We start from the raw sequence: 19028 nt of genomic DNA on the forward strand, positions 1-19028 counted from the left end.
TTACGGGAGGGGCGAGGATGGATTGGGAGGAGTTTCGACGCTGGTCCGAGAAGGCCGCGAATTGGGGCGCCGACTATCGACAAAACCTTCGCGACCGGCCAGTGCGGGCGCAGACGGCGCCGGGTGAAATCGCCGCGCGCATTGCCGATGCGCCACCGGAAACCGGCGAACGCATGGAGGATATCTTCGCGGATTTCGAGGATATCCTTGTACCCGGCATGACCCATTGGCAGCACCCCCGCTTCTTCGCCTATTTTCCCGCCAACGCCGCTCCAGTCTCTGTTATCGCCGAGTACCTGGTGAGCGCGATCGCCGCGCAATGCATTCTGTGGCAAACCTCGCCTTCCGCCACCGAGCTTGAGACGAAGGTACTCGATTGGCTGCGCCAGGCACTGGCGGTTCCGGACAACTTTTCCGGCGTCATCCAGGATTCGGCGTCGACCGCCACGCTTGCCGCCGTGCTTGTCATGCGCGAGCGCGCGCTCGGCTGGCAAGGGAACGCGAAGGGTCTTGCGGCCCACCCCGCGGTCAGGATCTATGCGACCGGCGAGGTCCATACCTCGATCGATCGCGCCATCTGGATTTCCGGCGTCGGCGCCGACAACCTCGTGCGCGTTCCGACGACAGGACGCAATCGCGGGATGGACGCGACCGCGCTCGAAGCTGCGATCGAGCTGGACAGGAACGCTGGCCTTCTGCCCGCCGGCGTGATTGCCTGCGTCGGCGGCACGAGCACTGGCGCTTGCGACGACATTGCTGCCGTCACCGAAGTCGCCCGCCGGCACGGACTTTACGTCCATGTCGATGCCGCCTGGGCGGGCTCGGCGATGATCTGCCCGGAATTTCGTACGCTTTGGGCGGGTATCGATGGCGTCGATTCCCTCGTCTTCAATCCGCACAAATGGCTGGGCGCCCAGTTTGACTGCTCGGTGCAATTCGTGCGCGATCCTGCAGCCCTTGTGCGGACGCTGGCGATCCATCCCGAATATCTACGGACCCATGGCCACGACGGCATCATCAACTATTCGGAATGGTCCGTGCCGCTCGGGCGGCGCTTTCGCGCGCTGAAACTCTGGTTCCTGCTTCGCTATCATGGGCTTGAGGGCCTGCGGATGATGATCCGCAATCATGTCCGCTGGTCTGAAAAGCTGGCTGACCAGTTCGCCGCCGAGCCGGATTTCGAAATCGTCACGCCGCCCTTTCTCTCGCTCTTCTCCTTCCGCCACCGGGCACCGCAGGGCGTCGATAGCGATGAGCACACGCAGCGGCTGATCAACGCCATCAACAACGATGGCCGGATCTACTTGACGCAGACACGTGTCAACGGAGCGCTCGCGATCCGCTTTCAGGTCGGCCAGTTCGAAACCACCGAAGCTGACGTCGGGCACGCCTTCCATGTCATCGTGAACATTGCCCGCGGGCGAAATCCTTAAATCGCGTGATGACACAGGTGAATGTTTCGTTCATAGGTGGATATGGAAGAATACTTGAGGAAAGGAAACCCCATGAAATTGATGCGTGTAGGCGAGCCTGGCCGCGAAAAGCCGGCGCTACTCGATAAGGACGGCAAAATCCGCGATCTATCCGCGCATGTCGCCGATATCGGTGGTGAGGCGATTTCACCGACCGGGCTTTCGAAGATTGCTGCCCTCGACGTCAACAGCCTGCCGGTCCTGCAGGAAGGACGCGTCGGCGCCTGCGTCGCCGGCACCGGCAAATTCATCTGCATCGGACTTAATTTTTCCGACCACGCCGCCGAAACCGGCGCGACGGTGCCACCCGAGCCGGTTATCTTCATGAAGGCAACCTCCGCCATCGTCGGACCGAACGACGCGGTGCTGATACCGCGCGGGTCGGAAAAGACCGACTGGGAAGTCGAGCTCGGCGTTGTCATCGGCAAAACCGCCAAATATGTAAGCGAAGCCGATGCGCTCGACTACGTCGCCGGCTATTGCGTCTCGCACGACGTTTCCGAACGCGCCTTCCAGACGGAGCGCGCCGGCCAGTGGACGAAGGGTAAGTCCTGCGACACTTTCGGCCCGATCGGACCTTGGCTGGTGACCAAGGACGAAGTCGCAGATCCGCAGGACCTCGGCATGTGGCTGAAGGTCAACGGCAAGACGATGCAGGACGGCTCGACCAAGACCATGGTCTACGGCGTTGCCCACGTCGTTTCCTATCTCAGCCAGTTCATGTCGTTGCATCCGGGCGATGTCATTTCGACGGGTACGCCGCCGGGCGTCGGCATGGGCATGAAGCCGCCGCAGTATCTGAAAGCTGGCGATGTCGTGGAACTCGGCATCGAAGGCCTCGGTACGCAGCGCCAGACGTTCGAGGCCGATCGCTGAAAGATTTGATATAATATCAAACGATTAACGACAGAATGTTGCCGGAAAGCCCGCTTTCCGGCATTTTTTGTGCTTAACATGATGCCTGCATGTTGCCTCGCAGCAAAAAATGGTATGTTTTTATGATGTTTTGAGTTTAAACAATATGGAATGTGCTGTCCGGCAAATCGCCGGGCGCCCTGAAAGGTAAAGTCTTCTATGTTTTACCAGCTTTACGAACTCAATCACGCGGCACTGGCGCCCGTGAGAGCCGCCGCCGACCTGATGCGGCTCGCCTACTCCAATCCCTTTAATCCGCTCTCAAATACGCTGTTCGGGCGTACGGTTACGGCCAGCCTCGAAGTTTTCGAGCGCACGACGCGGCGCTACAGCAAGCCCGCTTTCGGCCTCACGGAAACGGTGGTGGACGGCAGGCCGATCTCGGTTCACGAGACGGTTGGTTGGCGCCGGCCCTTCTGCAATCTCATCCATTTCGAGCGCAGCCTGCCCGCCGGCCATCCCGCGGATCCGCGGATCCTGATCGTCGCGCCGATGTCGGGCCACTATGCGACACTGCTGCGCGGTACCGTGGAGGCCCTGCTCCCGAGCGCCGACGTCTACATCACCGACTGGATCGATGCCCGCATGGTGCCGATGACGGAAGGCAGGTTCGATCTCGACGACTATATCGACTACGTCATCGACATGCTGCATCACCTCGGCCCCGACACGCATGTGATCGCCGTCTGTCAGCCGTCGGTACCGGTACTCGCTGCCGCTGCCGTCATGGAGAAGGCAAACGATCCGCTGTCGCCGTCATCCATGACGCTGATGGGCGGGCCGATCGACACCCGCATCAACCCGACAGCCGTCAACAAGCTGGCAAAGGACAAGCCGCTCAAGTGGTTCGAGGATAGCGTCGTCATGAACGTTCCTTGGCCGCAGCCCGGTTTCATGCGCCCGGTCTATCCCGGTTTTCTGCAGCTTTCCGGCTTCATGTCGATGAACCTCGACCGCCATATGATCGCGCATAAGGACTTCTTCATGCACCTCGTCAAGAACGACGGCGAGCCGGAGAAGCACCGCGAATTCTACGACGAGTATCTGGCGGTCATGGATCTGACGGCGGAGTTCTATCTGCAGACGGTCAAGGAGGTCTTCATGAAGCATTCGCTTCCGAAGGGCGAATTGATGCATCGCGGCGAACGCGTCGATCCGAGCGCGATCCGCAAGGTCGCGCTTCTGACGATCGAAGGCGAGAATGACGACATTTCCGGCGTTGGCCAGACCCATGCGGCGCAGACGATCTGCACCAACATCCCGGACACGATGCGGATGCACTATCTGCAGCCCGACGTAGGACACTACGGCGTGTTCAACGGTTCGCGCTTCCGCCGCGAAATCGCGCCGCGCATCGTCGCCTTCACGCGAGCACAGGCGCGCAGCAGTCGTCCGGCCGTGACCCGCGTCATAAAGGGCGGAAAATCGGCCTGAAGGCCGTATTGAAGCAAAATCTGCTGAAATATCGGCATTGTTTCAAACATATGTCCGATTTTTCCCGACCTGCTTATTGAAGGGTGGGGAAGGGGTAACCACATCGATTCAAGCGGTTCGGCATCTGGCCGGCCGCTTCAAGCGAGGATACCTCACGATGAACCAGTCTGCATTGATTCGGCCGGATTGGACGCCGGCTACCATTGCCTTGATGATACTCGGCTTCGTGGTCTTCTGGCCGCTCGGCCTCGCCATGCTCGGCTATATTCTCTTCGGCGAGCGGCTGAGAGGCTTCAAGCGGGATGTGAACCAGGCCGCGGACGGCATGTTTGCCGGCTGCCGTCAGCATCGCAACCGCTATCGCTCCCACCACGGTACCGGCAATGTTGCATTCGACGATTGGCGTCGCGCCGAACTGACCCGGCTCGAGGAAGAGCGCCGCAAGCTCGAAGAGATGCGCGAAGAGTTCGATACCTACGTCCGCGAACTTCGGCGCGCCAAGGATCTGGAAGAGTTCGACCGCTTCATGCGCGACCGCAAGACAAAGCGCGACGACAACGGCCCGGCTCCCGAGTTCCAGACGCCGTAACCTCTTTTCACCCGTTTCGGACCGGCATCGGCGGATGCCGGTTATTCTTTGCCCGGCAAGGGCACGAATCATATAAAAAGCACCTCATGTTCCCGCTCCTCTCGAAGCCGCGCCAATCTGTCAGGAAGCCGCCTCTCCCGGAAACGCGCACGCTCGACGTGGCCGGCCGGCTGATGCCGCTGACGATCCGCCAGCACGAGCGTGCGACGCGCATCACGCTCAGGATCGAGCCCGGCGGACGGGCGCTGAAGATGACGGTGCCACGCGGCTTGGCAGCGCGCGAGGTGAACGCCTTTCTCGACCGCCATCAGGGTTGGCTGCTGACGAAGCTTGCGAAATTCACCAAAGAGGCGACGATCCGCGACGGTGGAGAAATCCCCATTCGTGGCGTTGCTTGCCGCATTCGGCACACCGGCAGCCTGCGCGGCATCACGGAGCTGATCGAGGTCGACGGAAAACTGGTGCTGAGCGTCAGCGGACTGCCGGAACATGCCTCGCGCCGCATCGCTACCTTTCTCAAGAAGGAAGCACGCGCCGATCTCGATAGACTGGTCGTACACCACGCTTCGGCGATCCGCGCGCCGTTTTCCACCATAACGATGAAGGATACGCGCAGCCGCTGGGGCTCCTGCTCCTCGCAGGGCAATCTTTCCTTTTCCTGGCGCATCGTCATGGCGCCGCCGATGGTCATCGACTATCTCGCCGCCCACGAGGTGGCGCATTTGAAGGAAATGAACCACGGACCGCGGTTCTGGGCGCTCTGCAAGAAACTCTGCCCGCACATGGAAGAGGCAAAGACTTGGTTGAAACGGCACGGCAGCCTTTTGCACGCCATCGATTTCGACTAGATCGTTTCCGTTTTCTTCCCTCGCTCGGCTTTCAGCCAATGCGGCAACGCGCTGTCGAAACTGCCGGTGCATGCGGCGTCAACGCATTGCGCGAGGCTCCCGAAACGCACGCTTCGGCCTGATATTCCCGGACCGTAGTGGGCGTATTTGCCGGAATTCGTCATAAGCGTGCGCGCCGATATCGGGATGATCGGCTCCTCGATCATGCACCAACAGGTGTCGGTGATGAATTCAACATCGAAGGCTTCGAGGCGTTCGATCAGCGATGCCTGGCGGGCGCGATCAAGCGTTTCGCGCCCGCAGGTCACAATGATCCGGACGTTCGGTTGCCTCCGGCGGCCGTCGCAGAGGGCAGTCAGTTTCTGGAACTCCGGTAAAGAGAAATGGGGATTGCCGAGCGAAATCAGATCGATCTCGGTCCGGTTCTCGCCATCGTTGAGTTCAAGCCAGCTTTCAGCGAGATCGTGCGGCAAGATACTTGTGACGCTTAGGCCGGCGCGCAGCCGCGCGATGTCGCCGCCACTCCTGCATTCAGGCGTGATGCCGGCGATGTGAAACATCGGCGCGGCGGACGTGGTCGCGAACGCCGCGCCGAAAGCCTTCAGATCGTCATCGTCGATTTGAGCGCGCTCGAGGCCGACGATCGTTGGGATCCGGCTGCCGGTCAGGCGGCCAACGTGATAGCCGAGCAGCGGGAAGAAGGCGTCGTCGCGGGCATCAACTCTGCTGACATCAACAAGCATCGAGGGCATTCTGCCCGCGTCCAGATGACAATCCGCATAGGGCGCCCTGCCGGTGAGGGCAATGCAGATATCGAGATAGTCCGGATACTTCATGGTCCGCGCGCCAAGGACGCTGTTGGCGTAGACGACGGCGTTCGATTCCGCCCACGCGATCTGCTCGCCGGCGGACGGTGCACCGTCGAGCAGGTAGGGCGCGCATGTAAAGGTCGGCTTTGCGCCCATTTGCACATAGGCGTCGGCAAGCCGGCTTGCGGGCTCGCCGAAGGACGCATCGACGCCCTGCGCGCGCCAACGCCGTTGATCGACGGAAATCGCGTTCAACGTCGTCGGAACCCTCACACGCGCACCCCATGCGCAGAGCTTTTCCGCGAACAGGAGGCTTGCCTCGCCGGTATAGATGCATCCGTCGATATGCGCCTTGGTGACATCGAGAAGTTCGGTTGCGCCAAAGAGCGCCGCCGCCTCGACGACGATCTCCATGGCGATCTGCGCCGCCTTGCCATGGGCGCCGGAAAGCAGCGCCCGGTCCATACCGTTCACCTCGACGGGCGAGCGCGTATCCATCGTCGTGGAAGGTGCCAGGCTCGCGCGCGGAACAGCATCTTCGGAGAGGGTGATCGTGTTGCCGCTGATCGCCGCAAACGACGCATCGGAGAGTGCTTCGAAGTCTGCCTGGCCCAGCAGCACCACGGGGATCGATCGTTCGAAGACCTTGCGCGCCACGATCACCCCAATCGTCAGGATGTCTTCCCTCTCGGTGAAGACGAAGGCGGCCGGTCCTTTGCCGTTTAGCATCAGTTGCAGGAGCACGCTGCTGCCGGAACACGAGCCGCGCCCGCTCGGCATGGCAAGAACAGCACCTCCAAGCAACGCGCCGCACAATGGGTGATGCTGATCGATGATCTTGCCGCTGGCCGGATCGACGCCACCCCAGAAAGAAAGCGGGACCTTGGAGCAAAGAATCCTGCCGCGGGCATTCCCGTCGATGACGGGCTCTGCATGTAAAATCACGAGAGTTGGCTCCCTGGGGTGTTCCGGCGAAGACAATAGGTGCCCGGTTTTAGCCTCGGCCGCCTACCTTGAACAGGGCGATTGCCGCGAAAACCGGCGGGAAAGGCGGTCCAATTCGGCGGGCACGAACGCGCACGTCCGCCGTGGCCGCCGAAATTCCTTTCGCACCTCTGATTAGGCTCGACTCTTTGGTCGTTTCGTGTCACTCCGCTCTACCATGCGACCCGATATCAAGATTTGTGGGCTGAAGACGCCGGAAGCTGTCGACCGCGCGCTGGAGCGTGGAGCGACGCATATCGGCTTCATCTTCTTCGAGAAGAGCCCGCGCTACATCGAGCCGGACGTCGCCGGCGCGCTCGCCGCCCGCGCCCGTGGCAAGGCGAAGGTGGTGGCGGTCACCGTCAACCCGACGAGCGACGATCTCGACGAGATCGTGTCGCTGGTAAAGCCCGACATTCTACAATTGCATGGCGACGAGAGCCCGGAGCGCGTACTCACGATCAAGGCGGTCTACGGCCTGCCGGTGATGAAGGCGTTTTCGGTGCGCGGCCCCGACGATCTGAGGCGCGTCGAGGCCTATATCGGCATCGCCGACCGTTTTCTTTTCGACGCAAAGCCTCCCGCCGGCTCGGAACTTCCGGGCGGTAACGGCGTGGCCTTCGACTGGAGCCTCATGCATTGGCTTGACGACAGTGTCGACTACATGCTCTCCGGTGGGGTCAACAAGGAAAATGTCGCCCAGGCGCTCACATCGACGAATGCATCCGGCATAGACATATCGTCCGGCGTCGAAAGCGCGCCAGGGGTCAAGGACCTTACCAAGATCGACCAGTTTTTCGACGCGGTCGGCGAGGCCTGCGAGCCTTAACCGACTTCAGGGAGTGAAACGTGAACCAGACGCCAAAACTGAATTCCTTCCGTGCCGGCCCCGATGAGGATGGCCGCTTTGGCATCTATGGCGGCCGTTTCGTTGCCGAAACGCTGATGCCGCTGATCCTGGATCTCCAAGAGGAATGGAACAAGGCAAAAAACGATCCCGCCTTCAAGGCGCAGCTGGCTTCGCTCGGCGCGCACTATATCGGCCGCCCGAGCCCGCTCTATTTCGCTGAACGCCTGACGGAACACCTCGGCGGCGCCAAGATCTATTTCAAGCGCGAAGAGCTGAACCATACCGGTTCGCACAAGATCAACAATTGCATCGGCCAGATCCTGCTCGCCAAGCGCATGGGCAAGACGCGCATCATCGCCGAGACCGGCGCCGGCCAGCATGGCGTGGCATCGGCAACGGTCGCCGCTCGCTTCGGCCTGCCCTGCGTCGTCTACATGGGCGCGACCGACGTCGAGCGCCAGGCGCCGAACGTCTTCCGCATGAAACTGCTCGGCGCCGAAGTGAAGGCGGTATCGGCGGGCCACGGCACGCTGAAGGACGCCATGAACGAGGCGCTGCGCGACTGGGTCACCAATGTTTCCGACACCTATTACCTGATCGGCACGGCCGCCGGCCCGCATCCCTATCCGGAGCTGGTACGTGACTTCCAGTCAGTCATCGGCACGGAGGCGAAGGAGCAGATGCTCGCTGCCGAAGGCCGTCTGCCGGACCTGGTCATTGCCGCGGTCGGCGGCGGCTCCAACGCCATCGGCATCTTCCATCCCTTCCTCGACGACGAGGGCGTCAAGATCGTCGGCGTCGAGGCGGGCGGCAAGGGGCTTCAGGGCGACGAACACTGCGCCTCGATCACCGCTGGCGCACCGGGCGTGCTGCACGGCAACCGCACCTATCTGCTGCAGGACGGCGACGGGCAGATCAAGGAAGGCCATTCCATCTCGGCCGGCCTCGACTACCCCGGCATCGGCCCGGAGCATTCCTGGCTGAACGATATCGGCCGCGTGGAATATGTTCCGATCATGGACCACGAGGCGCTGGAAGCCTTCCAGGTGCTGACGAGGCTTGAAGGCATCATCCCGGCGCTGGAGCCGAGCCACGCGCTCGCCGAGGTTATCAAGCGTGCGCCCAAGATGGGCAAGGACGAGATCATCCTGATGAATCTTTCCGGCCGCGGCGACAAGGACATCTTTACCGTCGGCAAGCTTCTGGGAATGGGACTGTAAGAACATGACTGCACGCATGGACAAACGCTTTGCCGATCTGAAGCTGGAGGGCCGCCCGGCGCTCGTCACCTATTTCATGGGCGGCGATCCGGACTACGACACCTCGCTCGGCATCATGAAGGCGCTGCCCGAAGCCGGCGCCGACGTCATCGAACTCGGCATGCCCTTTTCCGATCCCATGGCCGATGGTCCGGCGATCCAGATGGCCGGACAGCGCGCCCTGAAGGCGGGACAGACCCTCAAGAAGACGCTGCAACTCGCGAGCGACTTCCGCAAGTCCGACGACAAGACGCCGATCGTGCTCATGGGCTACTACAACCCGATCTACATCTACGGTGTCGAAAAGTTCCTCGACGATGCGATTTCCGCCGGGATCGACGGCCTGATCGTCGTCGACCTGCCGCCGGAAATGGACGACGAACTCTGCATTCCGGCCCTGAGGAAAGGCGTCAACTTCATTCGTCTGGCTACGCCGACGACCGACGACAAGCGCCTGCCGACCGTTCTCAAGAATACGTCCGGTTTCGTCTACTACGTCTCGATGAACGGCATCACCGGCTCGGCGCTGCCGGATCCGTCGCTGGTTGGCGCTGCCGTCAAGCGCATCAAGGGCCATACCGATCTGCCGGTCTGCGTCGGCTTCGGCGTCAAGACGGCGGAGCATGCCAAGGTCATCGGAGGCTCAGCCGACGGCGTCGTGGTCGGCACCGCAATTGTCAACCAGATCGCTACGAGCCTGACCCCGGAAGGCAAGGCCAGCGCCGACACCATCCAGGCCGTCGCCACCCTCGTGCGCGGCCTCTCCACAGGAACGCGTTCGGCGCGCCTTGTTGCTGCCGAATAAATTCCCCACATTGTCTCATCAATGATTGGGGTTTCAGTCATCAGGAGTCTTTGATTTGAACTGGATCACGAATTACGTCCGCCCGCGGATCAATTCCATGCTGGGCCGCCGCGAGGTGCCGGAAAATCTCTGGATCAAGTGCCCGGAAACCGGCGAGATGGTCTTTCACAAGGATCTGGAAGACAACAAGTGGGTCATTCCCGCCTCCGGATATCATATGAAGATGCCGGCAAAGGCACGCCTTGCCGACCTCTTCGACAACGGCGACTACGAGGCGCTGCCGCAGCCGAAGGTGGCGCAGGACCCGCTGAAATTCCGCGATTCGAAGAAATATCTCGACCGCCTGAAGGACAGCCGCATCAAGACCGAGCAGGAAGACACGATACTGGCCGGCGTCGGCAAGGTGCAGGGGCTGAAGCTCGTCGCCGTCGTGCATGAGTTCAATTTCATGGGCGGCTCGCTCGGCATTGCCGCCGGCGAGGCGATCGTGAAGGCCTTCGAGCGCGCCATTGCTGAAAAATGCCCGCTCGTCATGTTCCCAGCATCGGGCGGCGCCCGCATGCAGGAGGGCATCCTTTCGCTGATGCAGCTGCCGCGCACCACCGTGGTCGTCGATATGCTGAAGGAAGCGGGCCAGCCCTACATCGTGGTCTTGACCAACCCGACCACGGGTGGCGTCACCGCCTCCTATGCCATGCTTGGCGACGTTCATCTCGCCGAACCCGGTGCCGAGATCTGCTTCGCCGGCAAGCGCGTCATCGAGCAGACCATCCGCGAGAAACTGCCGGAGGGATTCCAGACCTCCGAGTATCTGCTCGAGCACGGTATGGTCGACATGGTCGTGAAGCGCCATGACATTCCCGATACCCTGGCGCGTCTCTTGAAGATTCTCACCAAGAAGCCGGCGAATATTTCGTCGAAGGATATAGTCAGCGCGGTACCGATGGCTGCGCGCGCCTGAGCGAGCAGCCGACCGAAAAACGCTGCGGGATGACGCGATGGAACAATCCGCAATGACCGAGGCAGCGCGCGAGATCGAACGGCTACTGGGACTGCATCCCAAGGGCTTCGATCTGTCGCTGGAGCGAATTACCCGCCTCCTGGAAATCCTCGGTAACCCGCATAAACGGCTGCCGCCGGTCATCCATGTCGCGGGCACCAACGGCAAGGGGTCGGTCACGGCCTTCTGCCGGGCACTGCTGGAGGCGGGCGGCTACAGCGTCCATGTCCACACCTCGCCGCATTTGGTCAACTGGCATGAGCGATACCGCATCGGCGTAAAGGGCGGCCGCGGCAAACTGGTCGAAGACGCCGTGTTCGCCGAAGCGCTGCGGCGGGTGGCGGACGCAAACGGCGGCCAGAAGATCACGGTTTTCGAAATTCTGACGGCGGTCACCTTCCTTTTGTTTTCCGAGTTTCCGGCCGACGCCGCCATCATCGAAGTCGGCCTCGGCGGCCGTTTCGACGCGACCAACGTCATGTCCGATCCGGCGGTCTCCGTCATCATGCCGATCTCGCTTGACCACCAGCCCTATCTCGGCGATCGCGTCGAGCTTATCGCCGCTGAGAAGGCCGGCATCATGAAGCCGGGGCATCCGGTCGTCATTGGCCAGCAGGAATATGACGCCGCTCTCGACGTGCTGTTGACGACGGCCGAGCGCCTGCATTGCCCGACCGCCGCCTACGGGCAGGATTTCATGGCGCATGAAGAGTATGGCCGGCTTGTCTATCAGGACGAGTTCGGTCTCGCCGATTTGCCCTTGCCGCGCCTGCCAGGCCGGCATCAATACGCGAACGCCGCCGCCGCCATACGTGCGGTCAAGGCGGCCGGCTTTGCGGTCACCGAGCCGATGATGGACCGCGCGCTCACCTCAGTCGAATGGCCCGGCCGCCTGCAACGGCTGACGGAAGGAACCTTGGTGCGGCATGCGCCCGCAGGCGCGGAAATCTGGGTCGACGGCGGGCACAACCCGGGCGCTGGCCACGTAATCGCCGAAGCGATGGCGAGCTTCGAAGAGCGGCAGTCACGACCGCTGTTTCTGATCACCGGCATGATCAACACCAAGGACCCGGTTGGGTACTTCCAGGCATTCACGGGTCTTGCCGAAAAGGTCTACTGCGTGCCGATCCGACATAGCGACGCGATGATCGATCCGGTCATCCTTGCCAACGCCGCCTATGACGCAGGCCTGATTGCCGAACCGATGTCGACGGTTGGCGACGCGCTGGAGGCCATAAGGCAGGCTCTCCCGGCAACGGGGGTCGCTCCCCGTATCCTGATCGGCGGATCGCTTTATCTCGTCGGTGATGTTCTCGCCGACAACGGTACGCCGCCGCAATAAGCGATCCAAAAAGAAAGCCCGCGCGGCGATGTCCCGGCGAGCTTTCATCTCACGGTATTCGAACTGGCAGCACTCCTGACGCGTTCGCTCAGATGTCGAGGTTCGCGACGTTCAGCGCGTTGTCCTGGATAAATTCGCGACGCGGCTCGACCTCGTCGCCCATCAGGCGGGCGAAGAGCCCGTCAGCGTCGACGGCGTCGTTGACCTTCACCTGCAGCAGCGAGCGGACGTTCGGATCGAGCGTCGTTTCCCAGAGCTGCTCGGCGTTCATTTCGCCTAGACCCTTGTAGCGCTGCATCGACAAGCCTTTGCGGCCGCTCGCGAAAATCGCGTCGAGCAGCGCACGGGGGCCGGAAATTTCCGTATCGCCGTCGCGACGAACGAGGACCGGCGGCGTTGCGTAAATTTCCTTCAGACGCGCTGAGATCTGATCGATGTGCCGCGCGTCGGACGAACCGATCAACGCCATGTCTAGCACGACGGCTTCCTTCACGCCGCGCACCATGCGCTCGAATTTCAGCCCACCTTCGCCGGTGACAGCACCCGTCCAGCCACGTTCCGTTTCCTCGGCGATGAGGTCGAGCCGGCTTGCCACATCGGTGGCGAGCTGTTCTGCACGAGCACCGTCGCTGACGAGATCAGCGTTGAGCGCGCCGGCAATCGCCGCTTGCTCGACGACGGCGCGGTTATAGCGCGAATGCAGCCCGTCGAGCAGGGCACGCAGCCGCAATGCATCGACGATAACCTCGCGCAGATCCTGGCCTGCGCGAACCTCGCCGGTGCCGAGGCGAAGGTTTCCGTCCTCCAGGCCCTGGCCGATGAGATAATCCTCCAGCGCCTGTTCGTTCTTCAGGTACTGCACCGACTTGCCGCGCGTGACCTTGTAGAGCGGCGGCTGGGCGATATAGAGATGGCCGCGCTCGATGAGCGCCGGCATCTGTCGGAAGAAGAAGGTGAGCAGCAACGTGCGAATATGCGCGCCGTCGACGTCGGCGTCCGTCATGATGATGATCTTGTGGTAGCGCAGCTTGTCGGCGTTGAATTCGTCCTTGCCGATACCCGTGCCAAGCGCCGTGATCAGCGTACCGATTTCCTGGCTCGACAGCATCTTGTCGAAGCGCGCGCGCTCGACGTTCAAAATCTTGCCGCGCAGCGGCAGGATCGCCTGGTTTTCGCGCGAGCGCCCCTGCTTGGCCGAACCGCCCGCCGAATCACCCTCGACGAGAAAGACTTCGGATTTCGCCGGATCGCGTTCTGAGCAGTCGGCGAGCTTACCCGGCAGCGAGGCGATGTCGAGCGCGCCCTTGCGTCGCGTCAACTCGCGCGCCTTGCGCGCCGCCTCGCGAGCGGCAGCGGCTTCGACGACCTTGCCCACCAGCACCTTAGCCTCGCTCGGATGCTCCTCGAGCCAGGTGCTCAGCGCCTCGTTGACAAGGCTTTCGACGACCGGACGGACTTCGGAGGAGACCAGCTTGTCCTTGGTCTGCGAGGAGAATTTCGGATCCGGCACCTTGACCGACAAGACCGCCGTCAGGCCCTCGCGGCAATCGTCGCCGGTAAGCTGCACCTTTTCCTTCTTGGTGATGCCGGAGCTGTCGGCATAGGAAGTGATCTGCCGCGTAAGCGCCCCGCGGAAGCCCGCCATGTGGGTGCCACCGTCGCGCTGCGGGATGTTGTTGGTGAAGCACAGCACGTTTTCATGGTAGCTGTCGTTCCACCACATCGCCACTTCGACCGTGATGCCATCCTTTTCGCCATGGATAGCCACCGGCCTGTCGACGAGAGGCTTCTTGGCGCGATCGAGATAGGCGACGAAGGCTTCGAGGCCGCCGTCATAGAGCATCTCTTCCTGCTTGATATCGGAATGGCGCTTGTCGGTGAGCAGGATGCGGACGCCGGAATTGAGGAAGGCGAGCTCGCGCAGGCGGTGTTCAAGCGTGTGGTAGTCGAACTCCGTCATGGTAAAGGTACCGGTGCTCGGCATGAAGCTGACCTCTGTACCGGTCGCATCACCTGCCTCGCCTGTCACCTTCAGCGGCGCGTCGGCAACGCCGTGGGTGAAGCTCATCTCGTGAACCTTGCCCTGGCGGCGAATTTTAAGCTTCAGCCAGGCTGACAGCGCGTTCACCACCGATACGCCGACGCCGTGCAGGCCGCCCGAAACCTTATACGAATTCTGGTCGAATTTACCGCCCGCATGTAGCTGCGTCATGATGACTTCGGCCGCCGACACGCCTTCACCGGTATGGATGTCGGTCGGGATGCCGCGGCCGTTGTCGGTGACGGTGACAGATCCATCGGGATTGAGCGCCACGGTGACGATGTCGGCGTGGCCCCCGAGCGCTTCGTCGATCGCGTTGTCGACCACTTCGTAGACCATATGATGCAGGCCGGAGCCGTCGTCGGTGTCGCCGATATACATACCCGGCCGCTTGCGAACCGCATCGAGTCCCTTGAGAACCTTAATGGAATCGGCGCCATATTCGGTACTTGCGGCGTTCTCGGTCGCGGACGTATCGGTCATTTTTTTGAAGTCTTTCCAGCGTTTTCGAAACGAGCAGGATGCCCTTGACGAATCATCGATGTTTCCGTCCCGAACTTATAGGACGGATGGCCCCACAGTCCAAATATATGGACCCTTAAGCGCCTATAAAATAGGGGATTGCGGCAGTTTTCAGCCGTCTTTGTCGCTATTGTCGAGAACCATCGTCAATCGCGCGATGGCTGCCGGTTCCAGGTGTCGAATTGCGTTCGCAAGCCGGTTGGCAAACGCGGTGTATTCCGGCGCAAGCCCCGAGGTGTCGACGACAACGCGAGGGTCCGAGGCACGCGCCAGCATGAACAATTCCTCGGCCTCGTCCCAGATAATGCTGAAATAGCCGGCAATGCGCTGGAGAAGCTCGAAGCTTGGCACCCCACGCTTTCCATGCTCCAGCGCCGAGAGATAGGCAGGCGTGACGTTGAGCGCAGCCGCCATTTGTTTCTGCGATACGCCCTTGCGCTGCCGCAACCGCCTCACCGCCTCGCCAAAGGGCGTCATGTTTTTTCCACCCGCTGCCGTACCAGCCGAATATAGAGCGCGCCCTCGCCGCCGTGGTGCTGTGCGGCCGCTTCGTAGGACGAGATCAGGAAGCGGAATTCCGGTTTGGAGAACCACAGCGGCACGGCTCGCTTCAGCGCGCCGTCGCTGCCCATGGAGCTTCCCTTGCCGGTAACGACGAGCACGTGGCGCAGACCGCGCGTATGCGCACGCACGAGGAAATCGAGAAGCAGGGCATGCGCCTCGCTCTGGATCAGTCCGTGCAGGTCGATGCGTGCTTCGAGCGGCAGCCGTCCCTTGGCAATCTTGCGCTTGACCGGCCGCTCAAACGGCTGATGCTGGCCGGACGGCTGTTTTTGCTTCTGCGGGGGCGGAGCGTCCGCAAAGCCCACGTCCGCCTTGGGTGTCGGCCGTTCTTCCGCCGTGTCGGCATCCACCGCCGCAAGCAGCTCGTCAAATTCCGCAAGCGCCCCGTGACGACCCTGCATCGGTCGGGCGCTCTTCGCCACCCTGCCCCAGAGAATTCGCTCCTCGGCGGAAAGCTTGCGGTCCCTGGTCATCAGGCAAACCTCGCGGCGGCCGCCTTCGGGACGAGAATGAAGAAATCGGCATCGTTGCGCACCGTGCCCGCCTGCTCTCCGGCCTCGTACCCGGAGCCGGTAAAGATGTCGCCACGCGCGGTCCCGACGATGGCCGTGCCAGTGTCGAGGGCCAGCATCAGGCGCTGGAAAGGCTTGCCGTGGTCGAGATGCGTGAGACTTTCCGAGCGGATGAAGAAAGGAAAGCCGAACGTATGGATCAACCGGTCGACGGCGAGCGAGCGGCCCGCGACCAGCGGTACCTTGGCGGCGGCAATCGGCCCGGCTTCAGGATCGTCGACCTCGGCCTCGCGGAAGAAAATGTAGGATCGGTTGTGCCAGAGCACCTCGTCCACCTGGTCTGGATGGGCATACAGCCAATCGCGGATCGACTGCATCGAAACGGTCTTTGCATCGATCGCGCCGCGATCGATCAGCAGTCGGCCGACCGCGGAGAACGGATGGCCCGCCTTGGCGGCGTAGGTGATACGACGAACGGTGCCGTCCGGATAGCGAAGTCTCGCCGCACCCTGGACATGCACGAAGAAGACGTCGACCTTGCTCTTCGCCCAGGCAATCTCGAGCCCGAGGCCCAAGAGATAGCCGCGATCGATTTCGCCCCGGTCCGGATAGGCTAAGACCTTGCCGACCTTGATGCGGCCGAACATGTAGGAAGCGTCGAGATAGCCAGGGCGGTTCTGATCGTCGAGATCGACGAGATCGTCGGGCCTGCGGTAGAAGGGATAGCGGTAAATATCATCCGGCGTTGCCGAAACCGCGATCTCAGGCTCGAAAAAGGCAGTGACGAACCCACGCTTTCGGCCATCGCGGCGGATAAGAAAGGGCACGCAGCGCGCCTCGAAGAACGCCCTCGCCTCGGCCGCATCGAGCGGTTCGGCCGTGATCGCATCGGCCAGAAGCGGCAAGAGCTCGTCGGCGGTGAGGCCGAGGGCACCGGTGCGGTAGGGTTTGGTGGCGGTTATGTGGTGATGACAGGCCCGCATGGCGCCGAAAAGGCCAGAAGGATCATCGTCCTTCCAGCCCTTCAAATCCGCGAAGCTGATCCGTTCCAGCTTAAAATCCGGGAGTGACGCGCTCATTGTTCCGATTCGGTCGCCACGAGTTTCCAATTGGGATCTCGGGATCGCATATCGCGCGCAAAAGTCCACAGATCGCTGACCTCGGCCACCGCCTCGGCGTCGCCGTCGATCAGATGATCCGCCTTGTCATAGGTCGCCGAGATCATTTGGCTGACGATGCGTACTGTCACCAGCGCCTCGCTCCCGCGCATCTCTACGCGCGTGAGGTCGGCCTTGTCGATGCCGACGAACGTGGACTTGATCTTCTCGCCCTTGGCTTCGCGCTCGGCAATTGCCGCGTCGAAGCCCTCGTAGACTTCGCGCGAGAGCAGGTTCTTCAGCATTTTGCGGTCGCCATCGGCAAAAGCCATGACAATCATTTCGTAAGCCATGCGCGCGCCATTCAAGAATTCCTTCGGGCTGAAGGACGCGTCGGCCATGTTGACTTCGCGCAGCTGCTGGTTGAGCGGCGTGCCTGGAGCCGCGAACGCGTCGATGTCGGCATAGCGGCCCTCGTCTTCCGCGACATCGCGACGGGGCAGCGTCACAACCTTGCCAGCTTCTGGCGTGTCCGGGCCGGCGGCGGCATCGCGCGAAGAGCCGAAGAGATCACGCGGCGGCTTCTCGTTGCCGGTGCGACGGCCGAGAACGCTGCGAAGCTGCAAAAAGATCAGCACCGCCGCCACGAGGAAAAAAAGCGTCACGAAGTCGTTTGAACCCATTTCTTGCCGAAACCGCCGTTAACATCAAAAGTATCAATACCCATATAGTCCGCATCGCTCGATCATTCAAATAGAGGACCGGTATCTTTGTTGCGCGCGATCGATTAACGCTGCGCTGCGTCACCAAGATCAGGACAGACACGATGAGACTCTCCGCCATCCCCTTTCTTCTGTTTCTGCTGCCGCTTGGCGAAATCGCCGGCTTCGTGGTCGTGGGAAAGGCCATTGGGGTATGGGCAACGCTTGCCCTCGTTTTGCTGAGCGCGATACTCGGCGCAACGCTTCTGCGTATCCAGGGTATCGGCATTCTTCAGCGCATTTCAGCCGAGAGCCAGAAGGGTGGCGATCCCGGAAGAGAAATGGTGCATGGCGCGATGATTGTCGTTGCCGCTTTCCTGTTGCTCTTGCCTGGCTTCATCTCCGACATTTTCGGGCTCTTGCTGTTCATTCCAGCCGTCAGAGACATTGCCTGGACCTATCTCCGCCGTCGAATCATCGTCTTCGGATCCTCCTCCGCGTTTCGGAGTGGGCCAGCCGCCGGCCGCTCTTCGCCTCCGCGCAGCGGTCCGATCGTCGATCTCGATGAAGACGATTTTCGTCGCGATTCCAATGGCAATTCGCCATGGGCCGGACCGAAGCGTCTGGACGACTAAAATAGCTTGCGACTGCCCGCCGGCCGCAGGGTTGTAAGCCCCTGTTTGAAGTGTTAGATGGCGACACCCGCTTGCAGCGCCGCGCGTCATGGACGACGGGCAGGGAACGCTGCAAAGCTTGGAAACTACGCAGCCGCGAGGAACAGCTATGGCCAACGACAACAGCAACGGCGCTTCGAACCCGAGCCTCTCGGTTCTAGCCCAATACACCAAGGATCTTTCCTTCGAAAATCCCGGCGCACCGCGCTCGCTGCAGGCGCGCGACAAGGCGCCTGAAATCAATATCAACGTCAACGTCAACGCCAACCCGCTGTCGGATTCCGATTTCGACGTCGTGCTGACGCTGAACGCCGAAGCCAAGGACGGCGACAAGATCGTCTTCCACACCGAGCTCGTCTATGGCGGCGTTTTCCGTGTGACCGGCTTCCCGCAGGAGCACATGCTGCCGCTACTCTTCATCGAGTGCCCGCGCCTGCTGTTCCCCTTCGCGCGCCAGATCATCGCCGACGTCACCCGCAACGGCGGCTTCCCGCCGCTGATCATCGATCCGATCGATTTCGCAACGATGTTCACGCAGCGCGTTGCCGAAGAGCAGGCTCGTGCCCAGGTCAACGTCGTTCCGAACTGATCTGTTGAATGCATCGATCTA

Annotated in this window: 18 protein-coding genes; 12 read left to right on the forward strand and 6 right to left on the reverse strand. The window is 61.7% G+C overall.

What is annotated here, in order from left to right; translation table 11 throughout:
* Nucleotides 1–17 precede the first annotated feature (17 nt).
* From AB4048_RS05630 to AB4048_RS05650, 5 genes are all read left to right on the forward strand, one after another.
* Complete coding sequence (locus AB4048_RS05630) at nt 18–1433, forward strand: pyridoxal phosphate-dependent decarboxylase family protein (protein WP_442200939.1); 1416 nt, start codon at nt 18–20, stop codon at nt 1431–1433.
* A 72-nt stretch (nt 1434–1505) separates the two neighbouring features.
* Entirely contained in the window at nt 1506–2348 is an 843-nt protein-coding gene (locus AB4048_RS05635) for a fumarylacetoacetate hydrolase family protein (RefSeq protein WP_442200940.1), read from the forward strand.
* Nucleotides 2349–2546: 198 nt separating this feature from the next.
* Nucleotides 2547–3821, forward strand: coding sequence for a polyhydroxyalkanoate depolymerase (locus AB4048_RS05640; protein ID WP_442200941.1), 1275 nt, complete (start codon nt 2547–2549; stop codon nt 3819–3821).
* Nucleotides 3822–3978: 157 nt separating this feature from the next.
* Nucleotides 3979–4410: a DUF2852 domain-containing protein gene (locus AB4048_RS05645; protein WP_442200942.1), complete on the forward strand. Its 432-nt coding sequence runs from the start codon at nt 3979–3981 to the stop codon at nt 4408–4410.
* An 86-nt stretch (nt 4411–4496) separates the two neighbouring features.
* Nucleotides 4497–5258, forward strand: coding sequence for a M48 family metallopeptidase (locus AB4048_RS05650; protein WP_442200943.1), 762 nt, complete (start codon nt 4497–4499; stop codon nt 5256–5258).
* Here the strand turns inward: AB4048_RS05650 and lhpI are convergent.
* Nucleotides 5255–7009: a cis-3-hydroxy-L-proline dehydratase gene (lhpI, locus tag AB4048_RS05655; protein WP_442201088.1), complete on the reverse strand. Its 1755-nt coding sequence runs from the start codon at nt 7007–7009 to the stop codon at nt 5255–5257. The genes AB4048_RS05650 and lhpI overlap by 4 nt on opposite strands.
* 220 nt (nt 7010–7229) lie before the next feature.
* Here lhpI and AB4048_RS05660 point away from each other — a divergent pair, with 220 nt between their 5' ends.
* The 5 genes from AB4048_RS05660 to AB4048_RS05680 are packed head-to-tail and all read left to right on the forward strand — an operon-like array spanning nt 7230 to nt 12307.
* Nucleotides 7230–7880, forward strand: a complete 651-nt coding sequence (locus AB4048_RS05660) for a phosphoribosylanthranilate isomerase (RefSeq protein ID WP_442201089.1) — start codon at nt 7230–7232, stop codon at nt 7878–7880.
* A gap of 20 nt (nt 7881–7900) precedes the next feature.
* A complete protein-coding gene (gene trpB, locus AB4048_RS05665; RefSeq protein ID WP_442200944.1) occupies nt 7901–9121 on the forward strand; it encodes a tryptophan synthase subunit beta in 1221 nt (406 codons plus the stop codon).
* 4 nt (nt 9122–9125) lie between these two features.
* A complete protein-coding gene (gene trpA, locus AB4048_RS05670) occupies nt 9126–9965 on the forward strand; it encodes a tryptophan synthase subunit alpha (protein ID WP_442200945.1) in 840 nt (279 codons plus the stop codon).
* A gap of 55 nt (nt 9966–10020) precedes the next feature.
* On the forward strand, nt 10021–10926 hold the full coding sequence (gene accD, locus AB4048_RS05675) for an acetyl-CoA carboxylase, carboxyltransferase subunit beta (protein ID WP_442200946.1): 906 nt from the start codon (nt 10021–10023) through the stop codon (nt 10924–10926).
* A 52-nt stretch (nt 10927–10978) separates the two neighbouring features.
* Complete coding sequence (locus AB4048_RS05680) at nt 10979–12307, forward strand: bifunctional folylpolyglutamate synthase/dihydrofolate synthase (RefSeq protein WP_442201090.1); 1329 nt, start codon at nt 10979–10981, stop codon at nt 12305–12307.
* A gap of 88 nt (nt 12308–12395) precedes the next feature.
* Here the strand turns inward: AB4048_RS05680 and gyrB are convergent, their stop codons facing one another.
* From gyrB to AB4048_RS05705, 5 genes are all read right to left on the reverse strand, one after another.
* Complete coding sequence (gene gyrB / locus AB4048_RS05685; RefSeq protein ID WP_442200947.1) at nt 12396–14831, reverse strand: DNA topoisomerase (ATP-hydrolyzing) subunit B; 2436 nt, start codon at nt 14829–14831, stop codon at nt 12396–12398.
* 150 nt (nt 14832–14981) lie between these two features.
* Complete coding sequence (locus AB4048_RS05690) at nt 14982–15347, reverse strand: helix-turn-helix domain-containing protein (RefSeq protein WP_442200948.1); 366 nt, start codon at nt 15345–15347, stop codon at nt 14982–14984.
* Nucleotides 15344–15907, reverse strand: a complete 564-nt coding sequence (locus AB4048_RS05695; RefSeq protein ID WP_442200949.1) for a Smr/MutS family protein — start codon at nt 15905–15907, stop codon at nt 15344–15346. Before AB4048_RS05695 ends, AB4048_RS05690 begins: the two co-directional genes overlap by 4 nt.
* Nucleotides 15907–17025 carry a murein transglycosylase A gene (gene mltA / locus AB4048_RS05700; protein WP_442200950.1) on the reverse strand — a complete coding sequence of 373 codons (1119 nt, stop codon included), beginning with the start codon at nt 17023–17025 and terminating at the stop codon, nt 15907–15909. The genes AB4048_RS05695 and mltA overlap by 1 nt, the downstream gene beginning before the upstream one ends.
* On the reverse strand, nt 17022–17726 hold the full coding sequence (locus tag AB4048_RS05705; protein WP_442200951.1) for a Tim44/TimA family putative adaptor protein: 705 nt from the start codon (nt 17724–17726) through the stop codon (nt 17022–17024). Before AB4048_RS05705 ends, mltA begins: the two co-directional genes overlap by 4 nt.
* 143 nt (nt 17727–17869) lie before the next feature.
* On the opposite strand from AB4048_RS05705, the gene AB4048_RS05710 reads away from it, so the two are divergent.
* Nucleotides 17870–18379 carry an FxsA family protein gene (locus AB4048_RS05710; protein WP_442200952.1) on the forward strand — a complete coding sequence of 170 codons (510 nt, stop codon included), beginning with the start codon at nt 17870–17872 and terminating at the stop codon, nt 18377–18379.
* Nucleotides 18380–18527: 148 nt separating this feature from the next.
* Nucleotides 18528–19007: a protein-export chaperone SecB gene (gene secB, locus AB4048_RS05715; RefSeq protein WP_442200953.1), complete on the forward strand. Its 480-nt coding sequence runs from the start codon at nt 18528–18530 to the stop codon at nt 19005–19007.
* Nucleotides 19008–19028: the final 21 nt, after the last annotated feature.

This window comes from Rhizobium sp. RAF56 (assembly GCF_052113965.1).
Taxonomy (GTDB): Bacteria; Pseudomonadota; Alphaproteobacteria; order Rhizobiales; family Rhizobiaceae; genus Rhizobium.